At 58.7% G+C, this 20,815-nt stretch carries 15 protein-coding genes; 13 read left to right on the top strand and 2 right to left on the bottom strand.

Annotated elements, in window-relative coordinates; all coding sequences use genetic code 11:
- Nucleotides 1-182: 182 nt before the first annotated feature.
- From L8V22_RS05270 to fbaA, 9 genes are all read left to right on the top strand, one after another.
- Nucleotides 183-1,556 (top strand): sodium/glutamate symporter, encoded by a 1,374-nt coding sequence (locus tag L8V22_RS05270; RefSeq protein ID WP_238801380.1) that lies wholly within the window; start codon nucleotides 183-185, stop codon nucleotides 1,554-1,556.
- Nucleotides 1,557-1,917: 361 nt separating this feature from the next.
- A complete protein-coding gene (locus L8V22_RS05265; RefSeq protein ID WP_238801382.1) occupies nucleotides 1,918-3,309 on the top strand; it encodes a TetR/AcrR family transcriptional regulator in 1,392 nt (463 codons plus the stop codon).
- Nucleotides 3,310-3,397: 88 nt separating this feature from the next.
- Nucleotides 3,398-5,953 carry an ATP-dependent chaperone ClpB gene (clpB, locus tag L8V22_RS05260; protein ID WP_238801383.1) on the top strand — a complete coding sequence of 852 codons (2,556 nt, stop codon included), beginning with the start codon at nucleotides 3,398-3,400 and terminating at the stop codon, nucleotides 5,951-5,953.
- 56 nt (nucleotides 5,954-6,009) lie between these two features.
- Nucleotides 6,010-6,867: a sulfurtransferase gene (locus L8V22_RS05255; protein WP_238801384.1), complete on the top strand. Its 858-nt coding sequence runs from the start codon at nucleotides 6,010-6,012 to the stop codon at nucleotides 6,865-6,867.
- Nucleotides 6,868-6,974: 107 nt separating this feature from the next.
- Nucleotides 6,975-8,420, top strand: a complete 1,446-nt coding sequence (locus tag L8V22_RS05250; RefSeq protein WP_269966416.1) for a type III secretion system chaperone family protein — start codon at nucleotides 6,975-6,977, stop codon at nucleotides 8,418-8,420.
- Nucleotides 8,421-8,481: 61 nt separating this feature from the next.
- Nucleotides 8,482-9,057 (top strand): orotate phosphoribosyltransferase, encoded by a 576-nt coding sequence (gene pyrE, locus L8V22_RS05245; protein ID WP_238801386.1) that lies wholly within the window; start codon nucleotides 8,482-8,484, stop codon nucleotides 9,055-9,057.
- Nucleotides 9,058-9,100: 43 nt separating this feature from the next.
- A complete protein-coding gene (locus tag L8V22_RS05240; RefSeq protein WP_238801410.1) occupies nucleotides 9,101-9,772 on the top strand; it encodes a TrmH family RNA methyltransferase in 672 nt (223 codons plus the stop codon).
- A gap of 54 nt (nucleotides 9,773-9,826) precedes the next feature.
- On the top strand, nucleotides 9,827-11,017 hold the full coding sequence (locus L8V22_RS05235) for a glycoside hydrolase family 76 protein (RefSeq protein WP_238801387.1): 1,191 nt from the start codon (nucleotides 9,827-9,829) through the stop codon (nucleotides 11,015-11,017).
- A 144-nt stretch (nucleotides 11,018-11,161) separates the two neighbouring features.
- Nucleotides 11,162-12,196, top strand: a complete 1,035-nt coding sequence (gene fbaA / locus L8V22_RS05230) for a class II fructose-bisphosphate aldolase (RefSeq protein ID WP_238801388.1) — start codon at nucleotides 11,162-11,164, stop codon at nucleotides 12,194-12,196.
- Nucleotides 12,197-12,345: 149 nt separating this feature from the next.
- Here fbaA and L8V22_RS05225 read toward each other — a convergent pair whose 3' ends face one another.
- The gene (locus L8V22_RS05225; protein WP_238801389.1) at nucleotides 12,346-13,401 is read right to left on the bottom strand and encodes an HNH endonuclease signature motif containing protein; all 1,056 of its coding nucleotides are present in this window, start codon (nucleotides 13,399-13,401) and stop codon (nucleotides 12,346-12,348) included.
- A gap of 165 nt (nucleotides 13,402-13,566) precedes the next feature.
- On the opposite strand from L8V22_RS05225, the gene L8V22_RS05220 reads away from it, so the two are divergent.
- Nucleotides 13,567-14,766: an FUSC family protein gene (locus L8V22_RS05220; protein ID WP_238801390.1), complete on the top strand. Its 1,200-nt coding sequence runs from the start codon at nucleotides 13,567-13,569 to the stop codon at nucleotides 14,764-14,766.
- Between the two features lie 16 nt (nucleotides 14,767-14,782).
- Here the strand turns inward: L8V22_RS05220 and L8V22_RS05215 are convergent, their stop codons facing one another.
- Complete coding sequence (locus L8V22_RS05215; RefSeq protein ID WP_238801391.1) at nucleotides 14,783-15,622, bottom strand: hypothetical protein; 840 nt, start codon at nucleotides 15,620-15,622, stop codon at nucleotides 14,783-14,785.
- A gap of 87 nt (nucleotides 15,623-15,709) precedes the next feature.
- Here L8V22_RS05215 and L8V22_RS05210 point away from each other — a divergent pair, with 87 nt between their 5' ends.
- The 3 genes from L8V22_RS05210 to L8V22_RS05200 form a co-directional block, all read left to right on the top strand.
- Entirely contained in the window at nucleotides 15,710-17,002 is a 1,293-nt protein-coding gene (locus L8V22_RS05210) for an adenylosuccinate synthase (RefSeq protein WP_238801392.1), read from the top strand.
- 1,088 nt (nucleotides 17,003-18,090) lie between these two features.
- A complete protein-coding gene (locus L8V22_RS05205) occupies nucleotides 18,091-18,414 on the top strand; it encodes a malonyl-CoA-ACP transacylase (protein ID WP_238801393.1) in 324 nt (107 codons plus the stop codon).
- A gap of 735 nt (nucleotides 18,415-19,149) precedes the next feature.
- Nucleotides 19,150-20,815, top strand: a 1,666-nt coding sequence (locus L8V22_RS05200) for a VaFE repeat-containing surface-anchored protein (RefSeq protein ID WP_269966415.1), incomplete at its 3' end; no start/stop codon positions are given.

Raw genomic sequence — 20,815 nt, 5'->3', positions numbered from 1 at the left:
AATGTGCGCCGCGTGCGGATTGGGGCAGAGCTAGTCGGCACGCGGCCACTGATCTTATAGTAAGCGGGGGTGAAAATGGGATCCTATGTTGTGGCTCACTTGGTGGAAGGTATTGTATTCCCTATCCGCTTGCCCTCTAACGGGGGCAAGCCGCCATAATTGCACAGCTAGAAAGGGTCCTCATGGAAGATTTTTCCGCTTATACGCTCATGCTAGATGTGGGCTGGATTTCTTTGCTCATGGTCATCGGTAACGTCCTGCGTCACCAAGTGAAGTTTATCTTCCAGGACCTGCTGCTTCCTGCTCCGATTACCGCCGGTCTTATTGGCCTGCTGGTTGGCCCTAATGTGCTGGGCTGGATCAACTTCTCCGATAATTTGGGCGATTACACCTCCATTCTTATTGCGGTGGTCTTTGCATCTATGGCCTATTCAATGGAAGTCGGCGGAAACATGGGCAAGGGCGCGCGCAATATGTGGGGCTATTCCACCATGATGTTTACCGGCCAGTGGGGGCTGTTCATCGTGCTGGGTCTTTTCCTATTTGCGCCGCTTTTCGATACCCCGAATTGGTTCGGCATGATGCTTCCCGTTGGCTTTACTGGCGGCTTCGGCACCGCCGCGGCTGTGGGGGGCGCGCTCGAAGGTGTGGGCGCCGATGCCGCGTCCTCGTTGGGCTTTACCTCGGCTACCGTGGGCACGCTGGCGGCAATCATTGGCGGCGTGATTGCTGGCAACTGGGGCATTCGCAAGGGCAAGGTTTCCCACGTGCCTAAGGAGCTGCCGGAAGAGCTGCGCCGCGGCTACATTAAAAACATCGATGATCGCCCGTCCCTTGGCCGCGCTACCACCAACCCTTCCTCCATTGAACCGCTCGCACTGCACTTCGGATTCATCATCTTGACCGTGATGACCGCCTATGGCATCAACCAAGGATTGAGTAGCATTTGGGAAAACGTCTCCGTGCCGCTTTTTGCCATGTCCATGGTGGTAGGTCTCCTCTTCCGTGCGCTCATGAACTTCGTCGGGGCGGAGGACTATCTGGATAAAGACTCCATTTCCTCCATCTCCGGTGCGGCCACCGACTACCTCATTGCCTTCGGTGTAGCTGCCATCGTCCCAGCTGCCATTGCCTCCTACTGGCAGGCGCTTCTCCTGCTCTTTGTGCTCGGAATCATCTTCTGTGTGTTCTTCCTGCTGTGGTTCCCGGCCGAGTTCTTTGGCGAGCGCTGGATTGAGCGCGGCATCTTTGGCTGGGGTTGGGCCACCGCCACCGTGGCGACCGGCATCGCCATTCTCAAGATTGTGGACCCCAAGCTCAAATCCGGCACGCTATCCGAATACGGCATGGCCTATATCGGCTTCGGCCCCTTTGAAATCTCGTGGACCATCATCGCGCCGATGGCCGTTATGTATGGATTTACCGGAGTCTTCGGCGCCATCTCCTTGGCGATTTCCATCGGTGTCTACATTGCCTTCAAATCTATGCGCCTTATGCCGCCGCGCGGCACCATCTTCGAAGATGGTATCGGCCATGTAGGGCAGAAGCAGGCTTAGCAGCAGGCTTAGCCGCGCTTGCCGACGTGCCTTTTCAGTCCCGCCGCAGAACCTGTGGCGGGGCCTTTCGTCGCTAAGGCTGTACCTTTTGGGTTGTTCTGGCGGCTGAAAATTTTTTCAGTCCTTACATTATTTCCTTTGAACGTAAAAATTAAAAAGTCAACATCTTTTAAGTATTCTAAGTGTATACTTATATAAGAGTGCGATTATCAGATTGGAGAGTTTTTGGGTTTGTCTCACCTATTACTGCTATCCGCATTTTAAATTTCATGACACTTGAAGTGACTGTTATTAGAAAGTATTAATTTAACCTAAAAGTTATAATTTTGACGAATGAATCTCTGTCTTGATGGGGGACCAAATGTATGGGTTGGATGATGCTTCCGCGCGAGTGGAAATTTTGGAAGCAGCCTTGTGTATCGCTGGGACACGAGGTGAAGTAGCGGTAACTTTGGAGGAGATTGCGAACTTTTTGCATTGCCCACTCTCGGATGTTGAGAAAGAGTTCCCCTCCAGCTCAGAAATTCTTTATGAAATGCCCAACTTTTTGGACTGGCGCCTAACCAATTTCATGGGGAAAGCAGTGCAACGCCTTCCAGAAGAAGCAGGAGCCGCAGAGATTTTAAAGGCCGTGGCCGAAGGGTACTTCTTCTACTGTCAAGAACAGCCGGAGCTCTATGGGTATCTCTTTGAGAGATACTCGGCCTTGGACGATATTCAGGTGTGCAATATGGCCAAAGGTACGCATACTGGAAACTCGGGCGCAGATTTCGTAGTAAATGTGCTGAAGCAACTGGCTCAAGAACAAGGCGCCGTTGTAGGGGAAGATATTGCCCTTGGCGATATTGGCCGCATTGCTCTTGCAATCTGGTCAATTATTCATGGCCTGAGCCATCTCAGTACCAAGGGCGTGGTCCGTTTCCAGCATTCGGTAATTCGCATTGCCAACCTGAGGCAGACTGTCCAGCTGGTGCTGGAAGCGATTATTGATTGGTTTGCCACCAAAGATATTCCAGAGCGTCGGCCGATTATGTATTCCGCGCGCGAAATTGTAGAGCAGGCAATGGGGCAGTGGGAAGATCGTCCACTCGTTGCCCCTCAGAGCGTTGAGTCCTTGGAGTTTGAAAAGGCTAAGGATCTAATTATTGAAACGGCGCTCCACGTGGTGGCCCGAGAGGGAGTTAGTCGTTCCTTCTTCAAACGGGTGGCTCAAGAGCTGAATACCACTACGGGTTTTCTCAACTCTGTGATAGACAATGACTTCGCGCTGCGGGAGTATGCCGAAGAGCGGGTAACCCGGGAAATGGCCGAGATGTTTGAAAAGGCTATCGGTTCTTTGCCGGCGGATACCGCCATCGTGGACCGTCTTCATATCGTGGCCTCTGTATATTTCAATTTTTCGCTTCGTCATACTGAACGGTTTTGTGCGGTTATCGGCCTGGCTAATGGGTCGATCGTTCCGCATAGTGGTGACGGCAGCCCGCATGAAGGTATGACGGAAAATTTTGCCATCATGATGAAGTTGTTGCGGAAATTCATTATGGAGGCGGGAATTCAGCCGACAGATCAGCTAGTTTACTTGAGTACCTTGGCTATGTGGGCGGGCGCTGACGGCGTATCCCATTTGTGTGCTTTGGGAGACTTCAGGGAGTACGAGGATGACTTGAAGTGGGGTCTCTTCTCCCAGGCATTGACCTCGTCCTTCTTTGCGGTGGCGCATGGTCTCCAGCTGGCGGACAAAAACCTTCCATAGGTTGAGTGGAATAGACTCAACTCTGGGTGCGTTGTGCTAAGTGAAGCCCTACAGTGGGTGAATAAATCTTAGAAGGAGCAACGCACACATGAACTCATTTAACCCCACCACTAAAACACAAGAGGCCTTGCAAGACGCCCTGCAAACCGCCTCTTCTAATGGAAACCCGGATATCCGCCCAGCTCACTTGCTGGCGGCCATCCTTAGCCAGGACGGCGGAATTGCCGCCCCGGTGCTTAAGGCCACTGGCGTAGACCCGGATACGGTGCTCAAGGAAGCCCGCGAGCTGGTTGATTCTTATCCCAAGGCCGAGGGTGCCAATATGGCCAACCCGCAATTTAACCGCGATGGCCTTACTGTCTTGACCAAGTCGCAGGAGTTGGCCGGTGAACTGGGCGATGAATTCGTCTCCACCGAGGTCCTGCTAGCCGCAATCGCCGGCTCCAAGACCGACGCCGCCGAGCTGCTTACCGGCCGCGGTGCTACTTATGACGCCATCAAGGGCGCTTTCCCTTCCGTGCGCGGCGCTGCCAAGGTAACCTCCGAGAATCCTGAGGACCAATTCCAGGCTCTGGAAAAGTACGCCACGGACCTCACCGCGCGCGCCCGCGAAGGCAAGATTGACCCGGTCATCGGCCGCGATCAGGAAATTCGCCGCGTGGTCCAGGTGCTGAGCCGCCGTACGAAGAATAACCCGGTGCTCATTGGCGAGCCCGGCGTGGGCAAGACCGCCATTGTAGAGGGCCTCGCCCGCCGCATCGTGGCTGGCGATGTCCCCGAGTCCCTCAAGGGCAAGACTCTCATCAGCCTGGACTTGGGCTCCATGGTCGCTGGCGCTAAGTACCGCGGCGAATTCGAGGAGCGCTTAAAGGCCGTGCTCGATGAGATTAAGTCCTCCGAGGGCGAGATCATCACCTTCATCGACGAGCTGCACACCATCGTCGGCGCCGGTGCTACTGGCGACGGCTCCATGGACGCCGGCAACATGATTAAACCCATGCTGGCCCGCGGTGAGCTGCGCCTCGTAGGCGCCACCACCTTGGACGAGTACCGCAAGTACATCGAAAAGGACGCCGCCCTGGAGCGCCGCTTCCAGCAGGTTTATGCCGCTGAGCCTTCCGTGGAAGACACCATCGGTATCCTGCGCGGTTTGAAGGAACGCTATGAGGTGCACCACGGCGTGCGCATTATGGACTCCGCGTTAGTTTCGGCCGCCGAGCTGTCCAATCGCTATATCACTAACCGCTTCCTACCGGATAAGGCCATCGACCTAGTCGATGAAGCAGGCTCCCGCCTGCGTATGGAGATTGACTCGTCCCCGCAGGAAATCGATGAGCTCGAGCGCATCGTCCGCCGCATGGAAATCGAGGAGCTGGCGCTCAAGAAGGAATCTGATGCCGCCTCCCAGGACCGCCTGGCCACCCTGCAAGGTGAGCTTGCGGACCAGCGCGAGAAGCTGGGCGAGCTCAAGGCCCGCTGGGCTAACGAGAAGAAGGCCATCGATGATGTCCAAAACATCAAGGAAGAACTCGATGATCTGCGCCGCCAGGCCGAAATCGCGGAGCGCGATGGTGACCTCGCACTCGCCTCTGAGATCAACTACGGCAAGATCCCTCCGTTGGAGAAGGATCTCGCAGCCGCCGAGGTCAAGGCCGCGGAGCAGCGCAATACGATGCTTGATGAGGAGGTAAGCCCAGACACCATCGCGGAGGTCGTATCCGCCTGGACCGGCATCCCGGCCGGCAAGATGCTGCAGGGTGAGACCGAGAAGCTGCTCAACATGGAATCCGTGCTGGGCAATCGCGTGGTGGGCCAGAAGGAGGCAGTTACTGCGGTATCGGATGCCGTACGCCGCTCCCGTGCGGGCGTGGCCGATCCGAACCGCCCGACCGGTTCCTTCCTCTTCCTCGGCCCTACCGGCGTGGGCAAGACGGAGCTCGCGAAGGCCCTGGCGGACTTCCTCTTCGACGATGAATCCGCGATGGTTCGCATCGATATGTCCGAGTACGGCGAGAAGCACTCCGTCTCCCGCCTGGTCGGCGCCCCTCCGGGATACGTCGGCCACGAGGCTGGCGGCCAGCTGACCGAGGCCGTTCGCCGCCGCCCCTATACGCTCGTGCTTTTCGACGAGGTGGAAAAGGCCCACCCCGACGTCTTCGATGTCCTCCTGCAGGTCTTGGACGAGGGCCGGCTTACCGACGGCCAAGGACGCACCGTCGACTTCCGCAATACCGTCATTATTTTGACCTCCAACCTGGGTGCCGGCGGCACCCGGGAGGAAACCATGGATGCGGTAAAGAAGGCTTTCAAGCCTGAGTTCATCAACCGCCTCGATGACGTGGTCATGTTCGAGCCTCTTTCTGAGGAGCTTCTGCGCGGCATCGTCGACATCCAGCTGCGCGGCCTGTCCGAGCGCCTCGACGCCCGCCGACTGACTCTGCAGGTCTCGGATTCCGCTAAGTCTTGGTTGGCCGAGCGCGGCTACGACCCGGCCTACGGCGCCCGTCCGCTGCGCCGTACCATCCAGCAGGCCATCGGTGACAAGCTCGCCAAGAAGCTGCTGGCCGGCGATATCGTCGATGGCGACACCGTTCACGTGGACGTCGCCGATGGCGGCGCCGAGCTAGACATAGCCGCCCGCTAGTCGGCCGCATACCGCCCGCCGCGCCAAATTCTGCTCATGCCCCTAAACTCGGGGGCATGAGCATTTTGGTCTCCCCGCAAGAACTTCGCGAATCCATTTATCACGGCGAGCGCGTCACCCTCCTGGCCACCCACTGGCAGCCCCAGCTGCGCCAGAGCTATAACCAGTTCACCTCCCTGCACATCCCGACGGCACTGTTTAGCGATACCGCCAATTCCTTCGCCGGCCTTCCCGGCTCACAGGTAGGCCGCAACCCGCTACCGGATCCGGATAAGCTGCAGGAGCACTTCCGCCAGTGGGGAATCCGTGAGGATCGCCCCGTCGTGGTCTATGACGAGGGTCGAGGCCTTTTCGCCGGCCGCGCGTGGTGGACCTTGCGCTGGGCTGGTCTGGACAACGTCCGCATCCTCGACGGTGGCCTAGCCAATTGGCGCCACTTGGGCTATACCACGCTGACCGGCCCCGGCAACTTCGCTGTCGGTGCTACCGCCACGGTCAATCCGGGCCAGATGCCCGTGGCCACCATCGATGATGTGCGCAATCACGATGGCCTGCTGATCGATACCCGCACCCGCAACCGTTTCGCCGGCCGCCGCGAGAACCTCGACCTCAAGGCCGGCCACATCCCCGGTGCCGTTAATGTGCCGGAGCGCCTCTTCCACAATGATGGACTGCGCACCTGGAAGTCTGCGGGCGAAATCCGCGAAGTGCTTTTCGCCGCCGGCCTTACCCCCGACAACGTGCAAGGCGCAATCATCTACTCCGGCTCCGGCAACCACTCGGCCCTTGCCCTCGCTGCCATGGAAGACGCCGGCTTCACCGGCTTGCGCCATTACGTCGGCGGTTGGTCCCAGTGGTCTGCCAACCCCAAGAACCCGGTCGAGCGCGGCGATCGCTTCACTGTCAACGGCTAATCGTCTCAGCCCGGCCGTAGCCCTCGTCCCTCGCCTTCGCCCTCAGCCTCCCGCGTCCGCGCGCCGAGCGCTGAGGGCTTGCTCGTTCCTACTACTATCGAGGGGTGATGGCTTTTCTAATCCTTGCTTTCGCGCTTCTTCTCGGCATTGCCGGTGGTGCCCTGCTGCTTTACGACGGCAAACAGCGCACCGCCACGTCTGCCTCCTCCGCCGACGCGGACCCTACGCCCGCAGACTCCGCGCCCACCCAGGTTGCGCTTGCCGATGCCTCGCCTGCTGATACTCCGGGCGACGACTCCAGCCCCGCTTCCGAGGCAGTCAGCCCCGCCCCTGAAGTAGGCAGCCTCGTTTCCGAGCCAACTGCTTCAACTCCCGCACCCTCTTCCAAAGCCACAGCAGAGCCCGCGCCGCAGCAAGAGACTGAACTAACCAACAAGCCGGAGCCAGCCGCTGAGCGCGACCCGATCCGCGAGCCAGACCACGACCTGGCCCACGAGCCGAATCAGGAAGCTGCCAACGAGCATCCTGCGCTTTCCAAGCCGCACGCCCGCCACCGGCCTATCCTCCCGGGAGCTATGCGCCGCGAGCGCCGCAATTGGGCTGAAACCAAAGGGTTCGAGTTTATGAAGTCCGACCCTTATCTCGTAGACGAGTGGACCAGGGGAGTGGCCTCCACTGGAGCGGCGCCCAAAGACATTGTCGCGGGCAACGTATATGGCCACGAGATGCTCTTAATGGATATCGATGGCGTTAACGTCATGGCTATGCGTACCGGCGCGGCCTCAGACATGGTGGTGGATTTTCGCCGCTTCAGCCGCGACGACGCGAAGGCCTCCGAAGATTTGCTTCTGGCTATGACCATTGAGGGGTTCGACGTGTATTCCTCGGATAGCGCCGTTACCGAGCGCATGGTGGACGAGCGCGTCCACGTTGCCCTACAGCAAATGCCCGAGGCGGTTACCGCACTGTGGATGGAAACAGAGTGGGTGCTGGCACAGACCACGAAGCAGGCGCGGTCTGCGGAATGGGGAGCTATGCTGCCGCCACTTGCATTGCTAGCGGATGCCGCCCGCGTCCTCCCACCGCGTTCCTCGGCTACCCACGTGGTGCGCCTCGAGGAATTGGACCCGGCCCGCGACATTCCCGCCCAGCCTGTTGTCGAAGCCACCAGTGGCGCACCAGCCGCGGGCGCGCCAGAGTTCGAGCGGCCCGTTATCCAACGGCCGGAGGAGCCGTTGGATATGCCGTCCCGGGCCTACTCCGACACCCGCGGCCCAGTCGAACACAGCGCCCTAGGCGGCGACGAAGTAGACGCTATTGCCGACGGCCGCGAGCGCCCCACCCCCGATTCCCAAACCGCCCGCCTGCCGCGCCAGCAGTTCCGCGCCGCCTCAATCTTCGACAGTCCCACCGACAACACCACCACTGGCGACTCCGCCACCGACGACACCACCACCGGCGGCTCCGCCAGCTGGACCGATTCCCACCCCACAGATTCAGCTGCCTCTAGCGAGCCTGCGGCCGAGGAATCGGATCCTCGCCGGGGAGAGTAGCCTAGAGTCCGATACTGGCGGCCTGCCGCCGCGCACGAATCAGAACCACGACAAGGAGCAGATGACTGTGGATTCTCAGAACACCAACGCGCAGAACCTGGATGCCGAGAAGAAGGCCCGCCTGGCTGAACTGGTCAAGGAACTGGCCGTCGTCCACGGCAAGGTGACCTTGTCCTCGGGCAAGGAAGCTGATTACTACGTGGATCTCCGCCGCGCTACCCTGCACCACGAGGCCTCCCGGCTCATCGGTGCCTTGCTGCGCGAGCTGACCGCAGACTGGGATTTCGCGGCCGTCGGTGGCCTGACTCTCGGCGCCGACCCGGTTGCTACCTCCATCATGCATGCCGACGGCCGCGATATTGACGCCTTCGTCGTGCGCAAGGAAGCCAAGAAGCACGGTATGCAGCGCCGCATCGAGGGGGCGGACGTGGAAGGCAAGAAGGTCCTCGTCGTAGAAGACACCACTACTACTGGTAACTCCCCGCTGACCGCCGTGGCTGCGCTACGTGAGGCCGGCGCCGAGGTTGTTGGTGTGGCGACCGTCGTCGACCGCGAGACCGGTGCCGGCGACGTCATCGCTGCCGAAGGTCTCGAGTACCGTTCCCTTCTGGGCCTAGGCGACCTTGACCTTGCCTAACGCAGAGAGCGCGGCCGGCCACGGCAACCCGGAGGAGACAAAGCTGGTCGAGGGAAAGTCGATCGAGAACAAGGGCCCGACCGAGTGGAATGAGGGCCGCCATGGCGTAGGCCCGTGGGAAGGTCCGCTGCCGCAAGGGCCAGAGGCCGCGAAATATGACCCGGAGCTGCTTGCCGAAGGTGACCGTCGCAACGTTGTCGATGCCTACCGTTACTGGAGTAGGGAAGCGATCAAAGAGGACATCGATAAGCGGCGGCATAGCCTGCACATCGCCATCGAAAACTTCGAAAACGATGCCAATATCGGTACCGTCGTGCGCACCGCCAACGCTTTTGCCGTCGATACCGTGCACATCGTCGGCCGCCGGCGGTGGAATCGGCGCGGGGCAATGGTCACGGATAGGTACCAGCACTTGCTGCATCACGAGAGCGTCGAGAAGCTCATTGCGTGGGCGGCCGAGGAAGGACTCACCGTCGTTGCCATCGACAACACCCCCGGTTGCGTGCCCCTGGAAACGGCCGAGCTGCCGGAGCGCAGCCTGCTGCTTTTCGGTCAGGAGGGCCCCGGCGTAACGCAAGCGGCCCAGGATGCCGCCGTGATGACCTGCTCCATCGCCCAATTCGGCTCCACCCGCTCCATAAATGCGGGCGTTGCGGCCGGCATTGCCATGCACGCTTGGATCCGCCAGCACGCCGATCTGGCCAATTCCTGGTAGGAAGATCGTTACACTAGCTATATCTACCCGTGCGACTGGAGTGATTGAGGAACCGTGGAAGAAAAATGGGCCCACCGCGCTGAACTCGCAGAAGCCGCTATCAATGAGCGCCACGCGCACTCCGTATGGGGCCTGCCGCGCACCAATCTTGCAGTGGTTAGCTGGCCGCCCACCACGAAGGAAAAGCTCTTTGTCCACTGGCACTACTGGTGGCAGGCCCACTACCTGGATTGCCTCGTTGATGCAGCGCTGCGCAATAACACCAAGGTGCGCCGCCACCGCATCTATGACACCTTGCGTGGCATTCGCATCCGCAACCTCGCGCAGCTGACCAAGAATAAGTATTACGATGACAAGGCCTGGCTCGCGCTGGCCTTCGGCCGTGTGGAAAGCCTGAAGAAGGCGAAGACGCCTAAGCGGCTGGCGGCCCTGCAGCGCAATATCCACGAAGGTCTCGATGAATCGCTGGGCGTGCTGCCGTGGCGTCTGGGCGAGAATTTCATGAACGTGCCCTCCAACGGCCCGGGCGCCATCATGCTCGCGCGCATGGGACGCATAGAAGAAGCGCGACACATCGTCGACTGGATTTATGACCACCTGCTTGACGATGACGGCTACATCATGGACGGCATCCGCATGCGCATGGACGGCCCTGAGGTGGTAAAAAACATCCACCCCTACTGCCAAGGCGTCGTGCTGGGCGCGTGCCTGGAAATCGTGCTGGCGCTGCGGGAAAAGGCCGGCGTGGGCGACTTGGAGCAGATCGACAGCGTGCACGAGGCCGAGATGGCTTCCGAGATGATGGATTACATCATCCGCATCCGGGGCTTGGTGCAGACCGTGGCCGCGGGCATGGCTACGCCCTCGGGCGTGGTGGACTGGGAAACCGGCGATGGTGACGGTGGCCTGTTTAAAGGCATTTTGATGCGCTATCTTGCCGACGTCGCCGTGCGCCTGCCCGGCGATTCCCCCGCCAACCGTGCGACGAAGAAACTAGCCGCCCGCATGGTGATGGCCTCGGCCGAGTCGGTGTGGGAGCACCGCCTTGAAGTTGATGGCCTGCCGATTTTCGGCTCCGACTGGTTGTCCGATGCCCGCCTGCCGCATAATTATGGCTTCGGCCGACGCACCATGAGTGAAAAGGTCGGTATCATTCGTGTAGATGAGCGAGATCTGTCCGTACAGCTATCCGGCTGGATGCTGATGGAGGCCGGCGCCCGCGTGGCGCGATATCTGGCTAAGTAGCCCACGCTTTTCGGGGTGGATTGGCCTCGGATATGGGTGGGTTGAAAATGTCACATGGTTTTTGCGGCAGAATCTTCGTGAAACGGGCATACTTGGCTGTTGGAACGTGTTTGACCACAAACCCACTTTTAAGGATGGAAACTCATGCCAATTGCAACCCCTGAGGTTTATAACGAGATGCTGGATACCGCGAAGAAAAACGGCTTCGCGTTCCCAGCTATCAACTGCACCTCCTCTGAGACCATTAACGCAGCTCTGAAGGGCTTTGCTGAGGCCGAGTCCGACGGCATTATCCAGTTCTCCACCGGCGGTGCCGCTTTCGGTTCCGGCCTGGCACTGAAGGACAAGGTCAAGGGCGCTCAGGCATTGGCCGCATTCGCTCATGAGGCCGCGAAGCACTACGGCGTTAATATCGCGCTACACACTGACCACTGCCAGAAGGAAGTACTCGATGAGTACGTCCGCCCACTGTTGGCCATCTCCCAAGAGCGCGTCGACCGCGGCGAGAACCCACTGTTCCAGTCCCACATGTGGGACGGCTCCGCTATTCCAATCGACGAGAACCTGGTCATCGCACAGGAGCTGCTGGAAAAGGCTAAGAACGCTCATGTCATCCTCGAAGCCGAGATCGGCGTCGTTGGCGGCGAAGAGGATGGCGTTCAGGCTAAGGCAGGCGCTAATCTGTACACTTCCCCAGAGGACTTTGAGAAGACTATCGATGCCCTGGGTACCGGCGAGAAGGGCCGCTACATGCTGGCTGCTACCTTCGGCAACGTTCACGGCGTCTACAAGCCAGGCAATGTGAAGCTGCGCCCAGAGGTCTTGCTCGAGGGCCAAAAGGTTGCACAGAAGAAGCTCGGCCTGGGTGAGGATGAGTACGCCTTCGACTTCGTCTTCCACGGTGGCTCCGGCTCCGAGAAGGAAAAGATCGAAGAAGCACTTCGCTACGGCGTTATCAAGATGAACGTGGATACCGACACCCAGTACGCTTTCACCAACCCGGTTGCTCGCCACATGATGGAGAACTATGACGGCGTCTTCAAGATCGACGGCGAAGTGGGCAACAAAAAGGTCTACGACCCACGCTCCTATCTGAAGAAGGCAGAGCAGGGTATGTCCGAGCGCGTCATCGAGTCCTGCCAGGATCTGCACTCTGTGGGCAAGTCCATCTCCAAGTAAAGTTTCCAAGCTGCGGCAGTCTCTTAAGTAGGCGCGCCGAACTGGCCGCTTCCCCGTGTGGGAGGCGGCTTTTTCATGCCTTCGGCCAGGGTCGGGATTCCGCAGGCAGCGCTGGCTGGTGGTGGGACCGAGGGCTAAGGACCGGGTGGCTAGGTGCGGAGATTCGGTGGCCGAGCGGGGCTGGGGATAAAACGTGGGGTATTGCTCCATGGCGGCACCCAGGCGATGCGGCCATTGACGCGCACCATGCGGCCGCGTTCCGTGGGCCGAGAGGGATCATCTTGGTTGACGGCGTTGTGGTGCGCACACAAGGTGACCAGGTTTTCTTGGTTTGTGGGCCCGCCGGCGGACCAGGCGGTGAGATGGTGGACTTGAGCGTCGTCGGCGGGCGTATTGCAGCCTGGCCACGCGCACACGGGATGCTCGGCCGCGGCGAGCATGCGCTGCTTCCATGTGGCCATGCGCTCGGTGCGATACAGGTTTACCGGGCCGTGCTCGGGGTGAACGAGGCTGACATAGCCGCGCCGGGCGAGAGCGCGGGCGACGAGCTGCGCGCCTGTCATACGGGCGCCGTTGGTGAGCTGGAGGGTGATATCGGAGGCGTCGGAAGGCGCGGCGACGATGCGGTCGAGCTGGTCCAGGGTGAGGATGACGTTGGTATGCACGGCCGGCAGCACGCCGGGATTGCCCTCGAGGAGGATCTTCTTTGCGGCGGCAAGGGGATCGTCTTTGTTAACGGAGGAGAGAACACCCTTGATATCGGCGATATCAGTGGGATCGGCCGTAATCGAGATGGTGTGTGGGCCGTCAGGGCGCCGGGTATAGCGCACGCCAGGCTCGGGGCGGCGGGGCGGATTGATTTGTTTGAGCAGCTTCTTGGCCACGGCGGGGATGAGGCGGGCCTCGGTGCGGCAGAGCTCTAGGCGCACATCCCAAGCACGGTTGGTATCGCGCACACGACGGGTATAGGACTCGATGCTATCGAGCGTGGCGAGGTCATGGGCGCGACTGCGGGCGGCATCGCGCGCGAGGCGCTGTTTGCGGCTATTGGATGTGCGGCCGAAGTAGGCGTGTTGTAAACGGGCGAGCTGGGCAGCCAGAAGGGGGCTGGCTCCGGCCTCGACAAGCGTGTCTTCGGAGCAGCCCTTAAATTCGGCGATGAGGTCGACGCCGCGGCGGCACAGCAAGAGGAATTCGGTGTTCACACAGGCGAAGTTAAAGGGCACGTGAGGGCTGAACAAGTGGTGCGCGGCCGGGGAGGGGGAAATTGTGGATGGGTGGGGGAAAAGGGGGCGTCGGCAAGAGCTGTCCACAGGTTAACCGGCGGCCGAGATGCGCGGGGACGGCGGCGATGGTAGGAGCGGTCTTCTATGCTGGAAGGCATGTCGGAAGCGAAGGAAAGAGTCTCAACGCGGCAGAAGCTGCGGGTGATTGACCGCTCGGTACTCTCGCGGATAAACCGCATCCGGTCGCGGTTTGTTTATATCGTGCAGGCGACCATTGGTGCGGCGCTCGCGTACTGGGTGGCCGGGGATGTGGTGGGGCACCCGCAGCCGTTCTTCGCGCCGATTTCCGCGGTCATCATTCTGGGAATGTCCGGTGGGGACAGGATGAAGAAGGCGCTGGAGATGTCGATTGGCGGCATCATCGGCGTGGCCGTGGGCGACTTGTTGTTCCAGATTGTGGGACAGGGGCCGTTCCAGATTTTCTTCATTGTGGGCGCGGGCCTGGTGGTGGGCTCGTTTTTGACCAAGTCGCCGCTGATTACTAATCAGATTGTCTTTGGCGCGATTTTGATTGCGACGATTTTTCCACCCACGGAGGGCCCGGGTGGCTTGCATCGCGCGATTGACGCGATGATCGGCTCGGGCATTGGCCTCATAACCATCGCGCTAATTCCAAATTCCCCGTTGGTGGAGGCGCGGCGCGAGGTATCGAAGGTGCTCAAGATTGCCTCGAGCATTCTTGCCGACGTCACTTATGGCATCCGCCAGCAAGATCCCGCCGTCATCCGCGATGCGCGCGAGGCGGTGCGCGGTACACAAGACAGCGTGAATACCCTGCTGAGTGCGGCGCAGTCAGGTAGGGAGGCCTCGGAGGTCTCTCCACTGTTGTGGGCATCGCGGCGTAGCATTCGCTCTCTCGAGCGTATCCTCATGCCGGTGGATAACGCGGTCCGCGGCGTGCGTGTGCTCTCCCGTCAGGCATTGGGCTTAACAGAGGATCGCGACAAGGTTTCAGCTGAGCAACTGGACTTGCTCGATGAGCTTTCTGAAATCATGCTCGCCATCAGCGAGCTCTACGGCCAAGGCAAACAGCACGGGCACGACGAAGCGATTGAGATTCCGGACCTCGTGCAGCGCCTGCGCATCGTGGGCGGGCGCGCCGGGCTAGACATCATTGACAAGGACGGCACGTTATCGGCCTATATGATTCTGGGCCAGACGCGTTCCATTGTGGTCGACATGCTGATGGTGTGCGGGCTATCGCGCGAATCGGCCGTAGCGCACCTGGTGCCGACGTCGCAGCACCCGGCCTATCCGCCGGAGGTGTGGGGGCGCGACGACTGAAATCGTCGCGCGGGGGCTAAGGACGGACGATCTGGAGATCGCGCAGGTGGCGGTAGAAGGTCACGCGGGTCACCGGCCGCTTGTGGGGGACCGAATCGACGATGACGCGCAGCTGTGGGCCGCCGGCCTGTACGGCGCGGCCGGTGTGTACGGATTCGGGGTCGAGTCGGCCGGGCTTGCGCAGGAGCGAGCGGAGGCGGCCCTGGGACTCGACGGGGGAGGTAGCGCGGGCGGCGAGGATGCCGGGGGCGTCGGTCATCGGGACAAGGCGTGCGCCGAAGGTCTTGGGGGAGGAGGCGGCCAGTGTGTGGTCATCGATGATGATTTCGCCGGTGAAAGGGGCGTTGGTGGCATCTGAGATGGTGGCGGAGCCGGCGACCGCGAGGCCGGAATCGTTGCGGATGAGCGGAGTGGGGCGGACCGGGGCGGTGCGAGCGAATTCGAGAGCTTCGGCCGGGGCGGTGGGAAGGCCCCAGTTCTGCGCGGCCGCAGACAGGGTGGAGGCGGATGCTGCGGCCGAGGGGACGGGGATGAAGGCGACCTCGGCCCAGAGGCGATCGGAGCGCATGAGGCGGGTGAGCACGGCCGAAAGCGCGGCGTCGGAGCCGGCGACGACGATACGGGCGGGCTCTGTGAGGTGGGGCGCCTGCGGGGCTGGGGCCGGCGCGCCGAGGTGGCGGACGTCGGGTTGGGCGGCGATGTCGTCGAGGGAGGGGGTGGGGTCGGTGGGAAGGAGGGGGGATAAGAAGGCGTCGATAAGCCCGAGCTCTTTGCGGGTAGGAACGGCCGAGAGATCGTGGGCCTCAGCGGGCATGGGGATGTCCGGGGCGCCGCAGCGGAGGAACAAAAAACGCATGCGCACCATGCTACGCGCGCTTTTTGGGCCGGGAAAGTGTAAGGTTGGAGAGTATTTTGGCTTCAATAATGAGGAAGTGACTAAACAATGGCAGCGATCGTCATTGTCGGCGCCCAGTGGGGCGACGAAGGCAAGGGCAAAGCGACCGACATCCTCGGCGGCAAGGTTGACTACGTGGTCAAGCCGAACGGCGGCAATAACGCCGGCCACACCGTCGTGGTAGGCGGCGATAAATATGAACTGAAGCTCCTGCCGGCCGGCATCTTGTCTGAGAACGCTACCCCGGTGCTGGGCAATGGCGTGGTAATTAACCTCGAGGCGCTCTTTGATGAAATTGATGGCCTCGAAGCCCGCGGTGCGAATGCCTCGCGCCTGAAGATTTCCGCCAATGCGCACCTAGTGGCGCCCTACCACCAGACGCTCGACCGCGTGCAGGAACGCTTCCTGGGCAAGCGCGCTATCGGTACCACCGGCCGCGGCATTGGTCCGACCTATGCCGATAAGGTCGCGCGCATTGGCATTCGCGTGCAGGATATCTTTGATGAATCCATCCTGCGCCAGAAGGTCGAATCTGCGCTGGACATTAAAAACCAGATGCTGGTGAAGATGTATAACCGCAAGGCCATCGAGGCCGACCAGATCGTGGAGTACTTCTTGAGCTACCGCGAGCGTCTGCGCCCGATGGTTATCGATGCCGAACTGGAGCTTAACCAAGCCCTCGAGGCCGGCAAGCACGTACTAATGGAGGGCGGCCAGGCCACCATGCTCGACGTGGACCATGGCACCTACCCGTTCGTGACCTCGTCTAACCCGACTGCCGGCGGTGCTTCCGTGGGGTCCGGCATTGGTCCGACTCGCATCAAGACCTCTCTGGGCATCATCAAGGCATACACCACCCGCGTGGGTGCTGGCCCGTTCCCGACCGAGCTCTTTGATAAGTGGGGCGAGTACCTGCAGACCACCGGCGGCGAGATTGGTGTGAACACCGGCCGCAAGCGCCGTTGTGGCTGGTACGACTCCGTCATTGCGCGCTACGCCACCCGCGTGAACGGTTTTACCGATTATTTCCTGACCAAGTTGGACGTTCTCACCGGTATTGGCGAGATTCCTATCTGCGTGGCCTACGACGTCGATGGCAAGCGCTACGATGAGCTGCCGCTTACCCAGTCCGAGTTCCACCACGCCGAGCCAATCTTTGAGACCATGCCCGCCTGGGACGAGGACATCACGGAATGCTCCACCTTTGAGGAGCTGCCGCAAAAGGCCCAAGACTACGTCCTGCGTCTAGAGGAGCTATCCGGCTGCCGCATTTCCTACATCGGCGTCGGTCCTGGCCGTGACCAGACCATCGTGCGTCACGATGTGATGGAGGATCAGTAAGGCGTAGTCCTTACCGCCACCGTGGTGTGAGAGCCCCGTGCGCAGTTAGTCTTGCGTGGTGGGGCTCTCGGCATTTCTACGCAAGCTCCGTGTGCAGTTACAGGAGAGTGGGGGAGTGGGGCCGTTACTAACGTGCTCGATAAGACTTCTTTCCCAGGCGACATTAGTGGAAACACCATCAACTAACTTTAGATAGGTTACTGGAAATACCAAGGAGATCACGATAGCTTTGAGCCCCGTTGTATCGACATATTCGACACAGTGACCAATAAAGGCGGAGGAGTGTTACTGTTAAAAGACCTCGTTGCAGGGGGTAATTGATCTGCCGTCGCTTCCAGTGACCTATTAGAGTGCGACGGGACCCTCATTTTGGAGGGGATAGGGCAGAGATGAGGTGGCCGCAACAGTTGCTGCCAAGCCGCATCGATTGCACTGAGTGCTTCCGTTCTGCCAGGCCTGCCCTTGGGATCCTCGGACATTGAGCGGTGCAGCTGTATCCCGGCAGCAATCGGCGGAGGTCTTGCCGTTGCTCCTGATTCCGCTCAGCTTTGTAGATTGACTGTGAATATCCTGCACTTCTCCCGCTAGTAGACCAGGCCCCTTCACAGGCTAGTGGCATCGTCTGTCAGTCTGCTACCCGGACTCCTCAGTTTACGAACCGGCTGGATATCTACAGCGGGTTGCCGGCTCGCCAGGACAACCAGGTTGATGTGATGCTGAAGTGCCCCTTTGCGAACTGCGTGGCAGTCTACTGCTTGGGTTCTGTCCCGGCGGCTAACATCAGCCCTTAAAGTTCTGATTCCTCCGTCCCTCAAGCAAGCAACCCGAGGTCTTCCTATTGTCTGAGTAATTTCCCGCTTCTCTAAGGCAGCTGTCCCAACCACCCGATACCGTCCGTGTTTCGCCCTAGAAGCGGTGGGGTATTTCGGTGTTTCCTAGCTGCCCTCACCGTCATGATATGCCAAGTTAAGCCTTTCTCTGTTGTACATGGTTAAACATTAGGCTAATATTGGGAGAATTTTAAGTGCAGAGAATCTTCAGATTTCGCGGGCCCTATTCCCGCGTATTTATCAAAGGGAGTTATTTTAATGCTTGTCAAGCTCTTGAATGGCCTGCTTGTCACGATCATGAGTTTCTTTGGCTTGGGCGCCACAGCGCAGGAGGCGGCGCCGACACCGGAGCAGAAGCAGATTGCCGTTGCTGAGCAGGGCAATAACGACAACGTGCAGGCTCTTATCGATGCTGCCCATGCCGAGGCAGGCTATGAGTTCATCAGCGTGCGTTACGACGGCGACACCGCCAATATCGCCCTGAATCCGAAGACTTACAACCCTGAAAAGGACGACGTAACTTTCGAGGCAGTCTCTCAGCTCCTACAGGAGAAGGGTTACCAAGTCACTGCCGTTCTTTAAGGCCTGATTGATTTCAGTATCCGCACTGCGGACCAGATAAGGCATTTGTCTGCCGGGCCCGTGCGGATTTTTCTTTGCCTAAATTTCCCCACCCCTGTGCGTGGCCCTCAAGTGTGATTGTGACGACCTTAGGGAGAGATTCCGCGCACATATTATTGGTGAAGATAAGTGACAATAGGTTTAAGACTGGCTGAAGGTTCGATTCATCGAACAGTTGCGCACTGCTATCGAATGCACTCTTGCAACATCTGTAGTGTCAAACTTTAAAGGGATGCCACTCGGAGAAGTGCGATGAAATTGAGTGCAAGGCCAATCCTCAAATTTGCACAAAAGCAAATAAAACGCAGCGTATGGAAGCGCTTGAACCAGTATCGTTAAGGTCAACCTTAGTATTGATTAGGTTAGCGGCTTGGCTACGTAAACCTAAAGTGAGGCTGACTTAAATTGAAAATGTGTATTTAAAGTTGGCTATTTCGTGAAAACACGCACCTTTAACCACATATAAGGGGCTAGAAAACTTCCATAACATGTACATTTCTATAGATTCCTGGCTGGCGCCTTAAATTTTCCCATGATAGTATCCTAAGAGCACAATAAGAGTTGATCCAGGTTTGGGTAGAAAACCCTTGATTAACTGCAGTGTGTTCAAGTCTCAATTTCAGGTTCTGCTCAGCGAAAAGCATTCGCAGTGCAGGAAAACGAATGTAAGTATTTGTGCCGCTCGAAGAGGAAAGAATGAGTAAATTAAGAAACGTATCCCGAGAGGGGTGGATGGTCTTTACCGCGGTGCTCGCTGCAATCGCGGTAATTGCGGCCATGGTCACCGTTCCGGGGGCTAAGGCGCAGGTTGCTGAGCCTACCGATTTTGCGCCAAACACTACATTGGGCAATGAGCTTAAAAAGGAAGAAAAAGACCCGCAGCATTTCGCCGCGGACTACTCCTGGGGTTTGCTTGTTTGGGCAGGAGAGCCAGCAGGGCCCGGCTTTAACAATGGTGGAAACCAAAATAATGACGTGGGCTGGGCGTGGTGTATCGAGCCGCATGCTAAAACCCCTCTCAATACGTTCGAAGCGTATGAAAAGAAGAACGCTACGAAACTTGAGTTTGATGAGAGGTATCACGACGCCGTCATTAATCTTGGACGGAAGATGGAAGCTGCAGCCGTCCAAGGGGATAAAAAATCGGCTGCTAATTATTACGTCTACCTGTTGATGTTCCTCAATTCGCCAGAGAACCCAAAGTATCTACCATATAAAACTATTGTAGGGAACAGCAAAGACTATTTCCCAGGGTTTACTGGATCGCACGAAGAGTTTACGGCACTTACGGGTTATAAAATTGAGGGAACCGAATATAGGCCGCAGCTTGTAAATGACCCGACGGTGGAGATAGCAAAGCAGCCTGCTGATGCATTTATTACCGTTGTGCATCCGAACAATAATCGCAATTCGAAGGCGCAGTCTGTCATTCCGGTAGACCAGCCTGGTCTGCCTGATGAGCCCGACAACGGTGGTGACTCCGAAGAGCCGACGACCTCTCCAGAGACTCCAAATACGGAGGAAAAGCCAACTGAGGAGACCTCCCCTGAGAGTTCGGATGAGGAGACTACCTCTAACAGTGAGACGACCGAAAATACTGAGCCGTCTAGTTCTGAATCAACCACTCCGAAGGACACCACCTCCGAGACGACTCCGGATAAGACGACCGATGTTGTTCCTAATCCGGAACCGACTCCTACTACTAGCGAGCAGGAAAAGGATCTTGAACCCAAGATTGAAACGGAAGCTTCCATTAAGGATGGCAACCGTGTAGAAAAGGGTGTCACGGTTATTGACACTGTGACGTATGAGGATCTTGTTCCGGGTAAGAATTACACCCTGAAGGCGAAGCTGATCTCCAAGGCTGATGGCAAGACTGTACTGGGTGAAGGATCTGCGGAGTTTGTCCCGAATCAGCCTGCTGGTGAGAAGAATGTCGAGATCATCGTCAACGACAATGCAGATCCTGCTGTTGACGCAGCGGTTGCCTTCGAGAAGCTCGTATCCACCGAGGTAGATAAGCACGGTGAGGAAACCCCTAATTCCACTGATGAGAACACGATTGCTACTCACGAAGACCTCAACGATGAGAAGCAGACCGTCAACACTGAGTGGAAGCCGGAGATTCATACCAATGCTGACTTTGACAACGCTACTCAGGTAAAGGCTGGCGTTACTGTCAAGGACACCGTCAAGTACACCGACCTGGTTCCGGGTAAGGAATACACTCTGAAGGCTGAGCTCATCTCCAAGGAGGATGGCGAGACTGTTCTGGGTACTGGTGAGGCTACTTTCACTCCAGAGAAGTCTTCCGGTGAACAGGTTGTTAACATCAAGGTTAACGACGATGTTGAGGGAGTCA

It is taken from the genome of Corynebacterium yonathiae, from assembly GCF_027570195.1.
Taxonomy (GTDB): domain Bacteria; phylum Actinomycetota; class Actinomycetes; order Mycobacteriales; family Mycobacteriaceae; genus Corynebacterium; species Corynebacterium yonathiae.
The sequence above is the reverse complement of the archived record's forward strand: the minus strand, read 5'-3'. Positions and strand labels throughout refer to the sequence as shown.

Bases quoted from the DNA above. Each gene is read 5' to 3' on its own strand.
- L8V22_RS05265 (WP_238801382.1), top strand. From the start codon at position 1,918: ATGTATGGGTTGGATGATGCTTCCGCGCGAGTGGAAATTTTGGAAGCA.
- L8V22_RS05255 (WP_238801384.1), top strand. From the start codon at position 6,010: ATGAGCATTTTGGTCTCCCCGCAAGAACTTCGCGAATCCATTTATCAC.
- pyrE (WP_238801386.1), top strand. From the start codon at position 8,482: ATGACTGTGGATTCTCAGAACACCAACGCGCAGAACCTGGATGCCGAG.
- L8V22_RS05210 (WP_238801392.1), top strand. From the start codon at position 15,710: ATGGCAGCGATCGTCATTGTCGGCGCCCAGTGGGGCGACGAAGGCAAG.
- L8V22_RS05270 (WP_238801380.1), top strand. From the start codon at position 183: ATGGAAGATTTTTCCGCTTATACGCTCATGCTAGATGTGGGCTGGATT.
- L8V22_RS05205 (WP_238801393.1), top strand. From the start codon at position 18,091: ATGCTTGTCAAGCTCTTGAATGGCCTGCTTGTCACGATCATGAGTTTC.
- L8V22_RS05250 (WP_269966416.1), top strand. From the start codon at position 6,975: ATGGCTTTTCTAATCCTTGCTTTCGCGCTTCTTCTCGGCATTGCCGGT.
- fbaA (WP_238801388.1), top strand. From the start codon at position 11,162: ATGCCAATTGCAACCCCTGAGGTTTATAACGAGATGCTGGATACCGCG.
- L8V22_RS05215 (WP_238801391.1), bottom strand. From the start codon at position 15,622: ATGCGTTTTTTGTTCCTCCGCTGCGGCGCCCCGGACATCCCCATGCCC.
- L8V22_RS05220 (WP_238801390.1), top strand. From the start codon at position 13,567: ATGCTGGAAGGCATGTCGGAAGCGAAGGAAAGAGTCTCAACGCGGCAG.
- clpB (WP_238801383.1), top strand. From the start codon at position 3,398: ATGAACTCATTTAACCCCACCACTAAAACACAAGAGGCCTTGCAAGAC.